This window comes from bacterium, assembly GCA_019912885.1.
GTDB lineage: Bacteria > Lernaellota > Lernaellaia > JACKCT01 > JACKCT01 > JAIOHV01.
This window is the reverse complement of sequence record JAIOHV010000189.1, coordinates 1-15918: the sequence shown is the minus strand read 5'-3', so window position 1 is coordinate 15918 and position 15918 is coordinate 1. Positions and strand designations below refer to the sequence as shown.

The 15918-nt window shown below is 63.2% G+C and carries 12 protein-coding genes; 8 read left to right on the top strand and 4 right to left on the bottom strand.

The genetic code is table 11. The annotated features are described in order from the left end of the window. The coding region (locus K8I61_16505; GenBank protein MBZ0273641.1) for a heavy metal translocating P-type ATPase at positions 1 to 1674 on the bottom strand (1674 nt) is incomplete at its 3' end. A gap of 143 nt (positions 1675 to 1817) precedes the next feature. On the opposite strand from K8I61_16505, the gene K8I61_16500 reads away from it, so the two are divergent. The 3 genes from K8I61_16500 (at position 1818) to K8I61_16490 (ending at position 4604) form a co-directional block, all read left to right on the top strand. Further along, positions 1818 to 2249, top strand: a complete 432-nt coding sequence (locus K8I61_16500) for a hypothetical protein (GenBank protein ID MBZ0273640.1) — start codon at positions 1818 to 1820, stop codon at positions 2247 to 2249. Next, a complete protein-coding gene (tilS, locus tag K8I61_16495; GenBank protein ID MBZ0273639.1) occupies positions 2246 to 3253 on the top strand; it encodes a tRNA lysidine(34) synthetase TilS in 1008 nt (335 codons plus the stop codon). Before K8I61_16500 ends, tilS begins: the two co-directional genes overlap by 4 nt. A gap of 184 nt (positions 3254 to 3437) precedes the next feature. Then, positions 3438 to 4604 (top strand): response regulator, encoded by a 1167-nt coding sequence (locus K8I61_16490; GenBank protein MBZ0273638.1) that lies wholly within the window; start codon positions 3438 to 3440, stop codon positions 4602 to 4604. Between the two features lie 228 nt (positions 4605 to 4832). Here K8I61_16490 and K8I61_16485 read toward each other — a convergent pair whose 3' ends face one another. The 3 genes from K8I61_16485 to K8I61_16475 all read right to left on the bottom strand — a co-directional run bounded on the left by K8I61_16485 (position 4833) and on the right by K8I61_16475 (position 7871). Continuing rightward, complete coding sequence (locus tag K8I61_16485) at positions 4833 to 5654, bottom strand: flagellin FliC (protein ID MBZ0273637.1); 822 nt, start codon at positions 5652 to 5654, stop codon at positions 4833 to 4835. 637 nt (positions 5655 to 6291) lie between these two features. Next, the gene (locus K8I61_16480) at positions 6292 to 7002 is read right to left on the bottom strand and encodes a 16S rRNA (uracil(1498)-N(3))-methyltransferase (protein ID MBZ0273636.1); all 711 of its coding nucleotides are present in this window, start codon (positions 7000 to 7002) and stop codon (positions 6292 to 6294) included. After that, the gene (locus tag K8I61_16475) at positions 6999 to 7871 is read right to left on the bottom strand and encodes a 50S ribosomal protein L11 methyltransferase (protein MBZ0273635.1); all 873 of its coding nucleotides are present in this window, start codon (positions 7869 to 7871) and stop codon (positions 6999 to 7001) included. The genes K8I61_16480 and K8I61_16475 overlap by 4 nt, the downstream gene beginning before the upstream one ends. Before the next feature lie 277 nt (positions 7872 to 8148). On the opposite strand from K8I61_16475, the gene K8I61_16470 reads away from it, so the two are divergent. The 5 genes from K8I61_16470 to K8I61_16450 all read left to right on the top strand — a co-directional run bounded on the left by K8I61_16470 (position 8149) and on the right by K8I61_16450 (position 15700). Further along, positions 8149 to 8838: a hypothetical protein gene (locus K8I61_16470; protein ID MBZ0273634.1), complete on the top strand. Its 690-nt coding sequence runs from the start codon at positions 8149 to 8151 to the stop codon at positions 8836 to 8838. Positions 8839 to 8846: 8 nt separating this feature from the next. Continuing rightward, a complete protein-coding gene (locus tag K8I61_16465; protein MBZ0273633.1) occupies positions 8847 to 10940 on the top strand; it encodes a hypothetical protein in 2094 nt (697 codons plus the stop codon). A 5-nt stretch (positions 10941 to 10945) separates the two neighbouring features. Beyond that, positions 10946 to 14269: a tetratricopeptide repeat protein gene (locus K8I61_16460; GenBank protein MBZ0273632.1), complete on the top strand. Its 3324-nt coding sequence runs from the start codon at positions 10946 to 10948 to the stop codon at positions 14267 to 14269. After that, complete coding sequence (locus K8I61_16455) at positions 14266 to 15384, top strand: tetratricopeptide repeat protein (protein MBZ0273631.1); 1119 nt, start codon at positions 14266 to 14268, stop codon at positions 15382 to 15384. The genes K8I61_16460 and K8I61_16455 overlap by 4 nt, the downstream gene beginning before the upstream one ends. An 85-nt stretch (positions 15385 to 15469) precedes the next feature. Continuing rightward, positions 15470 to 15700 carry a hypothetical protein gene (locus tag K8I61_16450; GenBank protein ID MBZ0273630.1) on the top strand — a complete coding sequence of 77 codons (231 nt, stop codon included), beginning with the start codon at positions 15470 to 15472 and terminating at the stop codon, positions 15698 to 15700. Positions 15701 to 15918 lie beyond the last annotated feature (218 nt).

The window sequence follows — 15918 nt, the reverse complement described above, 5'->3', positions numbered from 1 at the left end:
GACAATCGCCGCGTCGCCGGGCGTCGCCGCGGCGACGATCGCCCGCGCGATCGGGTGTTCGCTGGCGCGCTCGATCGCCGCCGCCGCGGCCAGCACGTCGGCCGCGTCGAAACCCTCGGCCGGCGTCACGCGCGTCACGCTCATTTCGCCGCGCGTCAGCGTGCCGGTCTTGTCAAAGACGATCGTATCGAGACGGCGAGCCAATTCGAGCGACTCACCGCCGCGGATCAGGATGCCGAGCCTCGCGGCCACGCCCGTACCGACCATGATCGCCGTCGGCGTCGCCAAACCGAGCGCGCACGGGCACGCGATGATCAAAACGGCCGTCGCCGACAAAAGAGCCAGCGGCAGCGCGGGTTCGGGTCCGAACACGAGCCAGGCGGTGAACGCCAACGCGGCGATCGTGATGACCGCCGGCACGAAGACCGACGCGATCTTGTCGGCCAGGCGCTGAACGCGCGGCTTGTGCGCCTGCGCGTCGCGCACCGCGCGGATGATCTTGGCGAGCACCGTCGCATCGCCCGTGCGGCGCACCTCGTACACGACCGCGCCGGACTGGTTGACCGTGCCGCCGATGATCGCGTCGCCGATCTGCTTGGCGACCGGCCGGCTCTCGCCCGTCAGCATCGACTCGTCAACCCACGTGCGTCCCTCGGTGACGACGCCGTCCGCGGCGACCGCCTCGCCCGGGCGCAGCCGGACAATATCGCCCGGGCGAAGCGACGCCGCGTCGACTTCGCGCCAGTCCGCGTCGCGCCTCGCGAGCGCCTTGCGCGGCGCAAGCTCAAGCAGGGCGCGGATCGCGCCGGAGGCTTCCGCCTTGCTTCGGCTCTCGGTGATGCGCCCGACGAGAATCAGCACGATGATCATGATCGCGGAGTCGTAGTTGAAATGCCCGCCGGCACCCGGATGGCGCATCAAAGACGGCCAGGCCGTGTTCAAAAACGACTCGAAAAACGCGACACTCGTGCCGAGACTGATGAGCGTGTTCATGTCCGCGGTGCGGTGTCGCAGCGACGCGATAAGCCCGCGGTGAAACGGCCAACCGGAATATGCGAACACGGGCGCCGTCAGCGCCAGCAGAATCCACGGTCGCGCCGCGCCGCCGAATGGATGCACGCCCGCCATGTGCGCGATCATGTCCGCGACAACCGGCGCGCCGAGCGCGATGCCCACGACAAGGCGTCGCACAAGCGAGCGCGTTTCCGCGCGGCGTGCGTGCGCCGGATCGGCTGCGTCGCCGCTCGCGGCGGCGTCCGCGACGCGGTAGCTGCCCGCCGATTCCACGCGCGCCTTCAGGTCGTCCCACGAAAACGCGCCGGCGATGCCGTCGACGATCGCCCGCTCCAGCGCCAGATTGACGCTCGCGTCCAGCACGCCGGGCGCGGTTTTCAGCGCCTTTTCCACGCGCGTCACGCACGAGGCGCAATGCATCCCCTCGATGGGCATCTCGATCCGTGCCGTGCCGACGCGGTAACCCACGCCGTCGACCGCCCCCACGAGTTCCCGGGGCGAAATCCGGTCCGGATCGTAACTAACGCGCGCGGACTCGGTCCCGAAATTCACCTCGGCCCTCGCGCCCGGCACGCGGTCAAGCGCGTTTTGCACGCGGCCGACGCAGGAGGCGCAGTGCATGCCGACGATAGGAAGATAAACGGTTTTTTCGTCGCTCATGGCCGACGCATCCTGTCGCCCGGCGTCCTTCGATGCAAGCGGCGCGGCGTTCGCCGCATGACAATTCGCGCGCCCTCCGTTCATAATGGGCGCGGCGCCTCGCGCCCCGGTGCGTGTCGGTTTTACGCGGAGCAGGCAAAGGCATGTCGAAGTCGCAAGAGAGAAAACCCTGGCCGATCGTATTTCTTGCCGTGGCGGCCGTCGCGCTTTGTGGAGCCGCATGTCGCGGCGGCGCCGAGCCGTCCCCGGGCAACGACATTCCGCGCTTTGGCCTCGGCACCCTGTCACAAAAGGTCGTCGGCCCGGGCGGCGTGCGCGAGACATATACCACGCAGTCCGACGCCGAAACGGTGAAGGCATTTTTTCGCGAGCAGCTTCCGCCGCGCGGATGGAAGCCCGCCGGCGACGCGGCGGCCGAGGACGCGGAGATGCTCTATTACCGCAAGGACACGCGCCTGTTGACCGTTTACGTCACGCCGAACAAAGGCGAGCTGGGGTGCAACTACGCGGTTTCCGAATCCGCCGGCGAGCGCCCGCCGGGCAACGTCGCGTATTCGCCTTCGGAATCACCGTGAGCGTCCCGCGCAAAATCGCGGCGCACGGAATTCCGAAATTCGATCCACTCATCAATGCCGTTCGGCAGACCGTCGTCACTCGCGGCCTGTTTGAGGGCGCGCGTCGCGTTCTGGTCGCGGTGTCCGGCGGTTTGGACTCCATGTCGCTTCTGGCCGCGTTGCGCGTCATCGCGCCGCAATGGAAACTCGATCTCGCCGTCGCGCACGTCGATCACGGTATCCATGAAAACGCGGCCGATCACGCGCAATTTGTCGAGCAACACTCCGCCGCGATCGGGTTGCCGTTTTTCGTGCGCCGCCTGAAGGTTCGCGCGCGCCGAGGCGAAAGTCTTGAAGAGGCCGCGCGCGACGCCCGGCATGCGGCGTTGCGTGATATGGCGGACGAGGGCGGCGCCGACCGCGTCGCAACGGCGCATCACCTGGACGATCAGGCGGAAACCGTTTTGTATCGCGCCCTGCGCGGGGCCGGAACGTCCGGGCTCGCGGGCATCCGTCCGCTCGCGCCGCCGTTCGCGCGGCCGTTTCTCGATGTGCGTCGCGTGGATATCGAATCCTTCGCCGCACGCCATGCGATCGAATTCGTCACGGACCCGACAAACGCCGACATCCGCTTCGTACGCAACGCCATCCGCCGCGAGGCGATGCCGATTCTCGAGCGCATTATGCCCGGGACGAGCCGTTCGCTGGCGCGGCTCGCCGACATTGCACGCGACGAGGGCGATCTGCTCGCCGCCATCGGTGACGACGCGGCGCGTGAAATCGCGGTCGTCGCGGATGGCGAGGTGCGCATCGCCATCAAGGCCTATCGCAATCTCGATCCGAAGCGCGCGCGACTCGCGTTGCGCAGCCTTCTTTCCGGGCTCGGCGATATCTGGTCGCTGGCGCGGATCGAAAATCTCGACCGGCACCTGCGCTCGGATTCAGCCGGGAAGGGCGCGCGGTTTGGATCGGAGCTCTCCATCCATCGCGTAACCGGCGAGTTTGTCATCAAAAAAGTCCGTTAAATCAGGTCTGTCCGGCAAATACTTAATGTTCCACGTGAGCAACACCGCCGGCCGGGCTTGGCGAAACGTGGGATTATTCGAACGTGCAAACCGAAAAATCTTCCGGTAAATCGAAAGTTCTTTGCGAAATCGGACGATACATGCACTGAGCGCCCAAGGACGGGCGACACCCCGCAGGTGACATGTGATCGGCTCCCTCGCACAAGAACTACCGCTCGAATTCGACCGAGCGGAAGGATCCGCCGACTCCCGCCCGCACGTGATGGTCGTCGATGACGAGCCCATCAATTTGCGGCTCATCGGCAAGCTGCTTAACGCGCGGGGTTACGATCGCCACACGCTGATTTCGGATCCCACGACCGTCATCGAGCGCGTGCAGGCCGAACGGCCGGACGTCCTTCTTCTCGACATCATGATGCCGCAGATCAGCGGCCTCGAGGTGCTGCGCCAGTTGAAGGAAAACGAATCGACGCGTTTTTTGCCCGTCATCGTCCTGACCGCCGTCGACGACGAATCCGTCAAAAGCGAGGCGCTCGAACTTGGCGCGCTCGAATTCCTGCCCAAGCCGTTCAACAACACCGAGCTCGCGCTGCGCCTGCGCAACGTGCTCAAGCTGAAGAAATACCAGGACTGGCTGCACAACGAGAATCGCCACCTGGAAAACATCGTCGCCGAGCGCAGCCGTCAACTGATGCGTTCGCGCTTCGAGGTTGTCCGGCGTCTCGCGAAGGCGGCCGAGTTTCGCGACAACGAAACCGGCCGACACGTCATCCGCGTCAGCATGTATGCCGCGGAGATTGCACGCGGCCTTGGCCTGTCGGATGACGACGTGGAGCTTGTCTATCAGACGACGCCGATGCACGACCTCGGCAAGATCGGCATCCCCGACAACATCCTGCTCAAACCCGGCAAGCTCACCGACGACGAGTTCGCCGAAATGAAGCGACACACCATCATCGGGTTCGAAATGCTGATGGAGCGCTTGCCCAAACCCGACGACGTCCGCACGACGCTGTCGGGCACCTTTGACGACGACGAACGCAATCCGCTCATCACGACCTCGTCGATGATCGCGTTGACGCACCACGAAAAACTGGACGGAAGCGGCTATCCGTTCGGGCTGTCGGGCACCCAGATTCCGCTTGAAGGCCGCATCGTGGCCGTCGCCGATGTGTTCGACGCGCTGCAAGCCGCGCGCCCTTACAAGGACCCGTTCCCTCTCGAACGCTGCCTGGCCATCCTGCGCGAGTCGTCGGGCACGCACTTCGACCCCGCCGTCGTCGACGTCTTTTTCAAGCGCCTCGACAAGATCCGCATCATCCAGACGGAATACGCGGAGCCAATCCGGTAAGAGGCAGGAGATAGGAAACAGAAAATAGAGTCGCACCTCGTAACCGAGGCGGTCGCCCTCGGAGTCGTGCGGGTGACCGGGCGTTTTCCATTCGGCGACTCCGCGCCGCGGAACGCACATCGGCTCTAATTTCTATTTCCTGTTTGCTTGTCAAAAAGCCGGGACCCGAAGGCCCCGGCCGGTCATTCATCAAAACTGGAGAGTCGTATCGCCTGAAATCGCGGACGGTCAGTTCTGCAGCAGGGCCAGCGCGACCTGCGGCGCCTGGTTGGCCTGCGTCAGGACGGAGACACCCGCTTGCAGGAGGATGTTGTATTTGGTCAGCGTCGCGGTTTCCGCGGCGATGTCCACGTCGCGGATGCGGCTTTCCGCGGCCGTCAGGTTCTCGACCACGTTGTCGATGCTGGCGACGACCGATTCAAGTCGATTCTGCAGCGCGCCGAGCGAGGCACGGCGGCTGGCGATGTTGCTGATCGCGGCCGTCGTAGAGCCGAGCGCCGCGGTCGACTGCGTCACCGTGGAGATGCTCGTCCCCAGGCCGAGCGCGGTGGCGTCGACATCGGGCAGGGCGATGTTGATGACGTCGTTTGTTCCGTTCGAAAGGCCGATCTGCACGTTCACGTCGAGCGTGCCGTCCAGAAGCGTCGTCTCGTTGTAGCGCGTCGAATCGGAGATGCGGTTCACCTCGAGGCGAAGCGCCTGGTATTCGAGGTTCAGGTAACCGCGCTCGGTCGTGCCGATCGTGCCGGTCGCGGCCTGCTCGGCGAGCTCCTTCATGCGCACCATCATGTTGCTGATCTCGGCCATGGCGCCTTCGACGATCTGCACGAGGGCGATGCCGTCGGAGCCGTTGCGCGAGGCCTGTTGCAGCGCGCGGATGTTGGAGCGCAGCTTTTCGGAGATCGCAAGGCCCGCCGCATCGTCGCCCGCGCGATTGATGCGATAGCCCGACGACAGGCGCTCCAGGGCCTTTTGCAGCCCGGACTGGGAGCGTGTCACGTTCCGCTGCGCGTTGATGGACGCGACGTTGTTGGTGATGCGAATCGGCATTGTCGATCCTCCTTGGCCCGTGGCCATCGGTTTCGTTGCGAACCAAACGACAAAACCCGGCAGCGACCGTGCGACCGGAAGGTCGCGGTGGGGTCAAGCCGGGTTTTGTCTGCAGCGGACCTTTTCGGTCGTCGCAGGAGGTTCCGTCACACTGGAGAATCGATATGCAAATTCAGGGAGCGTTCAGACCGGGGTCTTTCGGCTCATGGATAGCGTATCGGACAGGCTTGCCCGGAGCTTTAACCTTTTTTTGGGGGCAGGGTCTTTTTTCTGAAAAGCGAAAACGGGGTGCCTGCCGGGGAAGGCGGAAACCTCTAAAATTTCGAAACCAACGATTTCCGTTCAGGAGTAAGCCCGATTCGACGATTTTGTTAAGCAGACCTGAAAATCGGGAATTGCCCTTGACGGGCATCGGAAAATGGCTAAATTGGACTTGAGAATTCAGCAATTCGACTGGTTAACGGAGGTTTCCTCTTATTGCCTACAGAAAACTTCCAGGTGATCTCCCTTCAATAGAAAATAGGCGAAAATCGCCAACCCACCATGAAAAAAACCTTCACCTCCGGCCAGTCCGAGAAGAACCCCGCCCGATCACCGGCGGGGTTTTTCACATTTCCCTGACGCAAACCTCGCTCGACTAACGGCGACCGCCCGCCATCATCGCCAGCCCCGCCGCGACGATCGCCGCGGTGTCCGACCGCAAAATCGCATCCGAAAGACGCACCGGCGCGAATCCGGCTGCGTGGGCGATGGCGCTTTCATCGTCCGTCAGCCCGCCCTCGGGACCGATAACGATCGCGACGCTATCCGCGGCCGTGGCCGGAACGAGCGGCGCGTCGCCATTGGGGTCCGCAAGCCATCGAATCGCGACGGCAGGCGCCTCCGAAACGGCAAGCGCGATGTCGGACACCTCCTTGATTTCGGGTAAGAGGTCACGCCCGCATTGCTTGGCCGCCGCGACGGCCGCCGCCACGCGCCGGGCGGACCGGCCCAAAAGCAGCCGCCGCTGCGTTCGCTCGGCCTCGAACAGGACGATGCGCGCCGCGCCAAGCTCGGTCAGCTTTTCGATGGTCGATTCGAGCCGTTCGCCGCGCATCGCCGCCACGATCATCGTCAATTCGGGGAACGGCGGCGGCAAGGGCGGATGCCGGCGAACGATGCGCGCCACGAGGTTGTCGTTGCCGGCGTGCGTCAGGAGCGCGTCCGCCGCGGATCCCCGGCCATCGAACACGACGATCGTATCCCCGTCCACGAGGCGCAGCACGCGTTCGATATGCCGCCGCTCGGATCGTGGAAGTACGATGTCCTCGCCCACGGGCGGAATTTCATTCACCAGGTGCCGGCTCATGCCCCGTTTCTCGAAAGCTCCAAAAGCACCCAGCCCGCGCGCTTTTCCTCGCCGGTGACAGAAAGGCCGTATTCCGCGAACGCCTTTTCCACGTCGTCGCGCCGGTCGTGGAAAATGCCCGTCGCGCCGATGACGCCGCCGGGCGCGACGAGCCGCGAAAGATCCTCGGCGTGGCGGATGAGCGTTGGCGAATCGAGGTTCGCGGCGACCACGTCAAACCAGGCGAACACGCCTTCGGGCGTCGCCGCGAAAAACGCGGTCGCGTCGCCGACCTCGTTCCGGATCGCATTCTCGTGCGCGGCGCGCGCCGCCGCAGCGTCGACATCGACGCCGCACGCGAAGGCAAACCCGAGTCGCACCGCCGCGATCGCGAGGATCCCGGATCCGGTGCCCATGTCGCCGAACGTCGCGCCGGGACGAAGGCGCGCCTGGCGGTCGACGAATTCCAGCGCCATCGCCGTCGTTTCGTGCTGGCCCGTACCAAACGCGCTCGCCGGGTCGATGACGACAGCGATTTCGTCGAGCGCGGTTTCGTAATCCTCCCACGACGGACGAACCACGATGCGCTCGCCGATCCTCAAGGGCCGGAAATAGCGTTTCCACGATTCGGACCAGTCCTCGTCGTCGATGGGCGACACGCGAACCTCGCCGGGCTTTTCCCCCCAAAGTTCGCTCAACGCGTCGAGATAGGCCGCGATCTCGCGCCCCTGCGTACCGGCCAGCGACTCGTCGGCGACCCAGGAAAGGACGCGCGCGGGCTTGCCTTCGTCTCGAATCTCCACCGCGTTTCCGGAGATTTCGCCCATGCGATTCGCAATCGCCTCAAGATGCTCGGGCCGATTGACGATGACTTCGATCTGAAAGCTCATGGAACCTCGCGCGGCGTGTCATCGCGGCAACGCAGCGAATGAAACGCGCTTTTTAGTCTTGACGGTAAGCTCGCGATAAATATACAGTCGAAAGACGACGGACAGGATTCAGCGTTTTTATTGAAAATTCAAGTTGCCGGTGGCTTTTTGGCCGTTCAGACGGATGGGAAGCAATGCAAGAAAAATTGTCCGGTCTTACGTCGATTCATTTTTTTGCCGTTTCCCCGATCCGCCGCTTTATCCCCGGTACTGATCCCGCGCCCAAAGGAGTCTGTGCATGGCTTTGGTCACGGTAGCCGCGTGCGTGCGCCCGGTCCGCGCCGCTTTTTTCGGCCTGATGGTGTTGGCGATCTGCGCGCCGTTGGCCCTGGCCCAGGACGAAGAGGGCGATGAGGGCGAGGAGGCGCCGGCCGAGGCGACGCTCGACGCGGAGTCGGCGGTCCCGGACGACATCGGCGCCGACAAGCTTTCGCCCGAGGAACTCGAGGCGCTGGAAGAGCGCCTGACCGCGCTCAAGGAGCAGATGCTCCAAAGCAAGTCCAGCCTGAAGCAGCTTCTCGAACAGGTCCGCATGGGATCCGTTTCCCTGATCTCGGTGTCCATGCTTCATACGCATGAGGTCGGACCGACCTTCGAGCTTGAAAGCATGATCTACACCCTGGACGGCTTTCAGATTTACGAGGCGGAGAGTACCGAGACGGTGAAGCTCGATGACCTCAAGGAATTTCCCGTCTACGAGGGGAGCCTGTTGCCCGGCGAGCACCTGCTGACCGTCGACATGGTCTATCGCGGCCGAGGCTACGGCATTTTCAGCTACCTCAAGGAATACCTTTTCAAGGTCAAGAGCCGCTACGTGTTCGAGGTGCAGGAGGGGGAGGTCCTTACGCTGCACGTCACAAGCTATGACGAGGGATCGTTCCTTACGAGCCTCAAGGACCGGCTGAAGGTCCGGTTCGCCGCGGAATGACGCGCGGAATGCCAAAACGTTCGTCGTTCCTGCTCGCGATCGCGGCTGTCGCCGTCTTTGCCGCGCCCGCCTTCGCCCAATCCGTCAAGGAGCAGGTCGCCGGCGTCGAGGAGCGGTTCAACGAAATCCACGCCGAAGCCGAAAAACTCACGTCGGACATCGACCGCGAGGTTCGCGACCGCGACATGCTGGTGCTCCAGCGCCGCTTCGTGGCCGGGCGCGATTTTCACTTCCTGGTCAAGGACTATCGCGGCGCCGCGGAGATATTTCACGCGATCGTCCATCACCCGGTCGCCAAGTCCATCCCCGCCTACGACGAGGCGCTTTATTACCTCGCCGAGTCGCTTTACCAACTCAATACGCGGGGAGCGGCCGAACCGTATTTCCGGCAGATCCGCGCCATCGGCCCGGCAACCGAATATTACGGCATCGCGCTTGTCCGCCTGATTCAAATCTCCATCCATCGCGACGACCTTGGCGCCGCGGAGGGGTACTACCGCGAACTGTTGCAGCAACTGCCGGATCGGTACGACGGATCGCTCGGCATGTACATCTACGGGCGCGAACTCTACGCGCGCGACGCCGCCAAGGCGACGGCCATCCTGGAGGGCGTCCCCGAAGGCGCCGACTACTTCCCGATGGCGCAGTACTTCCTGGCCGCGATGGATACCCGCGCCCGCGAATACCATCGCGCGGTTGGCCGCCTGCGCCGGTTGAAGAGCAACCTCGAGCCCGAAAATCCCGAGGCCGCGTTTGTCGCGGCCCAGGCCAATCTTGCGTTGGGCCGCATCGAATACGAGCGCGACGATTTCCCCCGCGCTCTCGCGTCCTACGTCGAGGTGACCCCGGGCGACGAGGGTTTTGACGACGCGATGTACGAGAGTCTCTGGGTCCTGCTCACGCGAAACGACTACATGCTCCTCAAGATCAAGGACGAGCGAAACGCGTTCAATCGCATGAGCAACAACTTTACCGATTTCACCGCGGCGTTCGACGCGGTCGAAAAGGGCGTGGACATCGGGCCCATCGTGAAGGACGTCGACGGGATGCAGGGGACGATGGAGCAGATGCGCGAGATGATCGAAAAGATCGACGAGCATCTGGCGAACCTGCAAAAAGACGCGACAACCAACTACAACCGCCTCGTGGATGCCGCTCCGAACAGCCCTGTCCTTCCCGACGCCGAGTTGCTCATGGGCAACATCTACACGCAGGCGGAGGATTTCGAGGAAGCCAAGGAAACGTTCCGCCGCGTTCAGGGGAAATATTCGCACCTGGCCAACGCGGTCTACGAGCGCGCCGGGCAGCTTGGCGACGATGCCGCGCTGCTCGGCACCGTGGGCAAGGGCCTCGCCAACGAAGACGAATACCGCGCCCGAACGATTCCGAATCAGGCGCCCGCCGGCATGCCGCCGGAAATCAGTTACTGGCTCGCGGCCGACGCCGAGGTCCGGCGCACATTCGACGTTTACGAAGACGCTCTCGCCAAGCGGCGCGACATCGAGGAAATGCGCCGCATCATCTCGGATGTCGAAAATGAGATGAACCGCATGGAGCGGGGTTCGGTCTTCCCGATCCTCAAGGAAACGCGCCGGCGTTCGCTCGAACTCATCGATCAGGCCAACGCGCTCAAGGCCGAAATCGCCGCGCTTATGGCCAATCCGGACATCAAGCCGGATCACGCCCAGAAGATATCCTCCTACCCGGCCACGTTGACGCAGGACGTTTCCAAACTGCAGGCGATGCAAAGCCAGCTCGAACAGCGCAAGAACCAGACGCTCGCGAGCTATCGAGAACTTTACCGCAAGCTGGCGCAGCCGGTTCCCGAATTCACACAGCCGGTCGAGCAGGCGTATTCCGCGGCCGCTGACGTCGCCGCCCGGACCGCTCGCGCGGAACTCGAAGCCATTCAGCTTCGCCTCGACAACTACATCAAGAAGGCGCGCGCCGGCGTGGTCGACGCGGAATACCGCGAGGCCGAGGCGGCGTCGCAGCAGATTCGCGACGTCCAGAAAGAAATGAACGAGGAACTGCGTCGCTTCCGTCTCCAGTATCAAAAGCAGGAGACGGAATCGTCCGACTCCGGGTCCGGGGAGGACTGAGCACGGTGCGCCGAGGCGTTTCGACGATACGGATTTTTACGCTCGCGGCCGTTGCCGCGCTGGCGTTTGTTCTTGTCTTGCCCGGCGCCGCGCGCGCGCAAAACGAGGAAGCCGACGCCATCAAGGGCCAGATCGCGCAACTTCAGGCGCAGATCGACGAGTTGCAAGGCAAGGTGGATGGCATGCTGGCGCCCTCGCAACAGGAGGAGCGCAACAAACTTCGCGAGCAGATCAAGGTGCTCGAGCGCCAGCTTCGCGTGAAGATGTTCGAATTCCGCAACCTGAACCGCAGCCAGTCCGCGCGCCAGGCCGACGCGATCCGCGCCAAATACCGCGACCAGATCCGGGCGCTCGAGGAACAACGGGCCGCCGCGCGGCGCGAGGCGATCTCCAAGTTCGAGCAAATCCTCGGCGAAGCCGGCCAACCCGCGAATCCGGGCGTCATGTTCCGCCTGTCCCAGCTCTATTTCGAGGAAAGCTACTATCAGTACCAGCGCGTCCTCGACGGCTACGACGAGCAGATCGAGGCCGGCCAGGATCCGGGCCCGCCGCCGCAGGTCGACTATTCGCGCTCGATCGATCTCTATCGGCGCGTCATCAACGAATTCCCCGATTACAGCAACGTCGACGCGACGTATTACCTGCTGGCGTACGCGCTCATGGAATCCGAACGCGTGGACGAGGCGATCGAAAGCTATCAGACGCTCATCGAGCGCTACCCGGACAGCGAATACGTCCCCGAATCGCACGTACGCTTGGGCGAGATTTATTTCGACCGGGGCGAATTCAATCGTGCGCTCTACGATCAGGCGATCGGCCACTACAAGCAGGTCAAGCCGTCCTCGCGATTTTACGACAAGGCGCTCTACAAGCTCGGCTGGACCTATTACAAGCTCGGTTCCTATCGCGACAAGGCGCCCTACGACACCGCGATCGACTACTTCCTGCAGGTCTTGCGCTATTACCACGCACGCCCCTCCCGGTCGCTCGCCGGCGGGGACGATCTGCGCAAGGAGTCGATCGACTACATCGCGATCTCCTTCTCCGAGTTCGGAGACGAGGGATTCGCGCGCGCCGAGCGGTTTTTCAACCAGAACACGGTGATGGAATGGAACGCGGAAATCTTGATGAAGATGGCCGATGTCTATTTCGCCAACTCGGAGTTTGAAGAGGCTCGCCGCGCGGCGAACCTTTATCTCGATCGCTATCCCGAAGACGCGCGCAATCCGCAGGTCCACATGAAGATCGTGGAAAGCTACGAACGCGAGGGCCGCTGGGACGAGGCGATCACCGAAAGCGAGCGCATGGCCTCGCTGTACGGGCCGCAAAGCGCCTGGGCCGAGAAAAACAAGGGCGAGCGTAAGGCGTTGGCTCGGGCCGAAAAGACGCGCCGGGGCAATTTGCTCGCCGCCGCGACCTATCACCACGAACGCGCGCAGAAGGCGACCGATCCCGCCGCCGCGCGCCAGGAATACGTCGCCGCCATCGCAAGCTACGAGGCGCTCGTCAACGACTATCCCGAAGGCGAGTCAAGCTACCAGGCGATGTTCCAACTCGCCGAGGCGTATTACTATTCCGATCAATACGCGAGTGCCGCCGAGGCGTATCACCGCGTCGCATCCATGAATCCCGACGGAAAATTCTATCGCGACGCCCGGTTCAACCGCGTGAAGGCCTGGGAAAAGCAGGTCGAGACCGAGGGCGGGCTGCCCAACAAGGATCTGCGCGAGCAGGTCGTCAAGGGCGGACAGGACATGGAATCCATCGGCGAGGGTCGCCTGCAGCAGGTTCCGCTTTCGACCGCGGCCCAAAGCTACATCACCGCGCTCGTGGATTACGCCCCCGAGGCCCAGGCGCCCAACACGCCCGGCGACTACGTCTTCGAGGCGGGCCGCGTTCAGTTCTGGCACGGAAACGTCGCCGAGGCCAATCGGCTCTTCGATCAGGTGATGCGCGATTACCCCGGCACCAAGGCCGCCGCCGCCGCGAAGTTCTACGCCATCGAGGGCGCCAAGGTCGCCGGCGATTACGAACGCATCCAGACGATCATCGCCGCGAATCCCGCGGCCGACGCCACCGAGCGCGCGCGAGAACAGCAGATCGTCTCGACCGCGGGCCTGATCATGGCCGGCAAGCTCGCCGACGAGGGCAATTACGCGCAGGCGATCGGCGCCTATCAGGAAGCCTACGAAAGCGCGCCGACATCGCCGGACGCGCCCGTCGCGCTGCACAACACCGCCGTCATCCTCGAGACCAAGCTTGGCCGCATCAAGGACGCCAACGTGTACCTCGAAAAGGTCGCCGTCGAATATCCCAAATACGAGCAGGCCGCGGACGATCTCTTCCACGCGGCCGTCAACTACGAACGTATCGCCGATTTCGACGGTGCGCAGCGCGCCTACGCGAACTTCCAGCAGGTGTTCCCGCAACACAAGGACGCCAAGAACGCGCTCTACAACGCGACCGTACTGGCGATCAAGGACCGCGATTTCAATCAGGCGCTCAATCTGGCCCGCCAGTATGCCGCGGCCTACCCGGGCGCGGCCGATCGCGGCGAGCTCATCTTCCTCACCGCCTTGGGAATGGAAGCGGCCGATCAAGAGGCCCAGGCCGCCGGCGTTTATCGCGAATACGCGGGTAGCTTCCAGAATGACGCCGGCAATCTCGTCCAGGCTTACGCAAAGGTCGGCGAATACGAAATGGGCGCCGGCAATTCCGACGAGGCCGTTCGCAATTTCAATCTCGCCGTCGGCGTGTTCGAACGGGTCGGTTCGCAGATTCCCGAGGCGCGCAAATACGCCGCCATGTCCAAATTCTATCTGCTGCAACCGACGTGGAACGAATATCAGGCGCTGAAGTTCACCGGCGACGTGGCGGCGGACACCGAGTTGCTCAAGCGCAAGGCGGAGATGCTCAAGAACCTCAAGGACGGCTACGAGGCGATCGCCACCTACGGCGACTTCGAATACCTTACCGCCGCCGTTTACATGGTCGGCATGATCAACCGGGAGTTTTCCGAGTCGCTCTTCCAGGCGCCGGTCCCCGAGGACATATCGCCCGAACAGCAGGACGAATACATCATCCAGCTCGAGGACATCGCCTTCCCGATCAAGCAGCGCGCCCAGGAAGCCTTCAAGAAAAACATCGAGAAGGGTGAGCAGGAGCGCGTGCGTAACGAGTGGATCGACAAATCCGTGCAGATGTATCGCCTTTACGACCCGAACTTCCAGGATCAGAAATTCGAAACGCCGGCCGTCGGCGCGCCGATCGCATTTTCCGGTGCGACCTTCGATCTTGAATCGAAGGCCTCCTCGGGGGCGACGCCATGAAATGGCCCATGCGGATCACGATCTTCCTGGCGCTGGCGTTGTTTGCCGCGGCTTGCGGCGGCGGCACGACCGCGCAGACCGAGTCGCCCTACAAGACGCCCCAGGCAACGCAGCCGGAAGATCCGGTCCCAACGGGCGCGAACGCGGACGTCGTCCTTTTCAACCAGGGCGTCGAGGCGGTCCGCGCCGGCAACCTGCAAAAGGCCGAAAATCGTTTCCGGCTCGCCGTGCAGAAAAACGACCAGTTCGCGGCGGCTTGGGCCAACCTCGGCGTCGCCCTCATGAAACTTGGCCGCTACAACGAGGCCGAGGACGCCTTCCGCAAGGCGCTTTCGGTCGAGCCGGAAAACGCCATTGCCATGGCCGGGGTGGGGCAGGCCGCCACGCGCAGCGGCAATCCTCAGGATGCGGTGGCCTTTTACAACACCCAGATTTCGCAGCGGCCGGACAACCTGATCGCCAAGGTCAACATGGCGGCCGTTTACATCTCACAGGAGCGTTACAGCCAGGCGGATTCCCTGCTGCGCGAGGTCATCGAGAAAAACGGCAACATCCTCGACGCGCACACGACGCTCGCGGAGGCGTACTACCGCTCCGGCAAACCGGAGATGGCGATCACGATTCTGAACAACGCCATGCGCATCGACGAGAACAATTCGACGCTGCGCAACAACCTGGGGCGATATTACGCGTCACTCGGCGACTGGACGCAGGCCAAGACGTATTTCGACCAGGCCACGCAGTCCGATCCGACCAACGCCGCCGCGTGGGCCAATCTGGGCGCCGCGGAAATCATGCTGAACAAAATGACCGCGGCGGGCGGATCGCTTGACCGCGCGGTCGCGTTGGACCAGACCAACGCCGTTGCTTATGTCAATCAGGGCATCGTCAAACGCGCGGCGGGAGACGTCGACGGCGCGAGGCAGGCGTTCGAACGCGCGGTGCAGCTCGATCCCACGCTTGCGAACGCCTACCTGAATCTGGGCATTCTTTTCGAGGTCGAACTCAAGGACAGCGCCCGGGCGGTCGAGAATTATGAAAGGTACCTTTCGTACGCGCAGTACCAGACCGACAAAAACGAATTGGTTTACGAGTGGATCAAGAGACTGAAGTAGGGGTAAAGCCAAGGCCATGACAAGCCGAACGGAATACGTTAAGAACGTGGCGGTTTTTTCGCGAGGATCGGAAACGTCGATCGCCGTGCGTTTTTTCGCGTTCGCCCTTGTCGCGGCCCTGATCCTGTCCGCCGTGGCCGTCGCGCGCGCGCAGGATGCGGAAATGGACACGATCGTCGTCGAAGGACGGATTTTGCGGCCGCAGGCCGCTTACATCATCCAGCGGGCGAGCATCGAGTTTGGAATCGAGGCGAAAAAGCGGAGCTTTGTCGGCAAGGTCGTGGAGTCGGTGAACAAGGAGCCGTTCTTACCGTAAGAAATAACGGGCGCCGTGGGGCGCGCGAGGACGATCCCGGAATAGCGCCGGGACGTTCAAAAAGGAGCTGGGCTTTTATGATGAGTGGAACGCTGGCGAGCTTTTTCCGCGAGGGCGGGTCGGTGATGTACGTGATCGCGGCGGTGTCGGTCATCGCGTTGGCGATCATCGTGGAGCGGTTTTTCTTCATCTTTTTCCGGTTCAACATCAACGGTCCG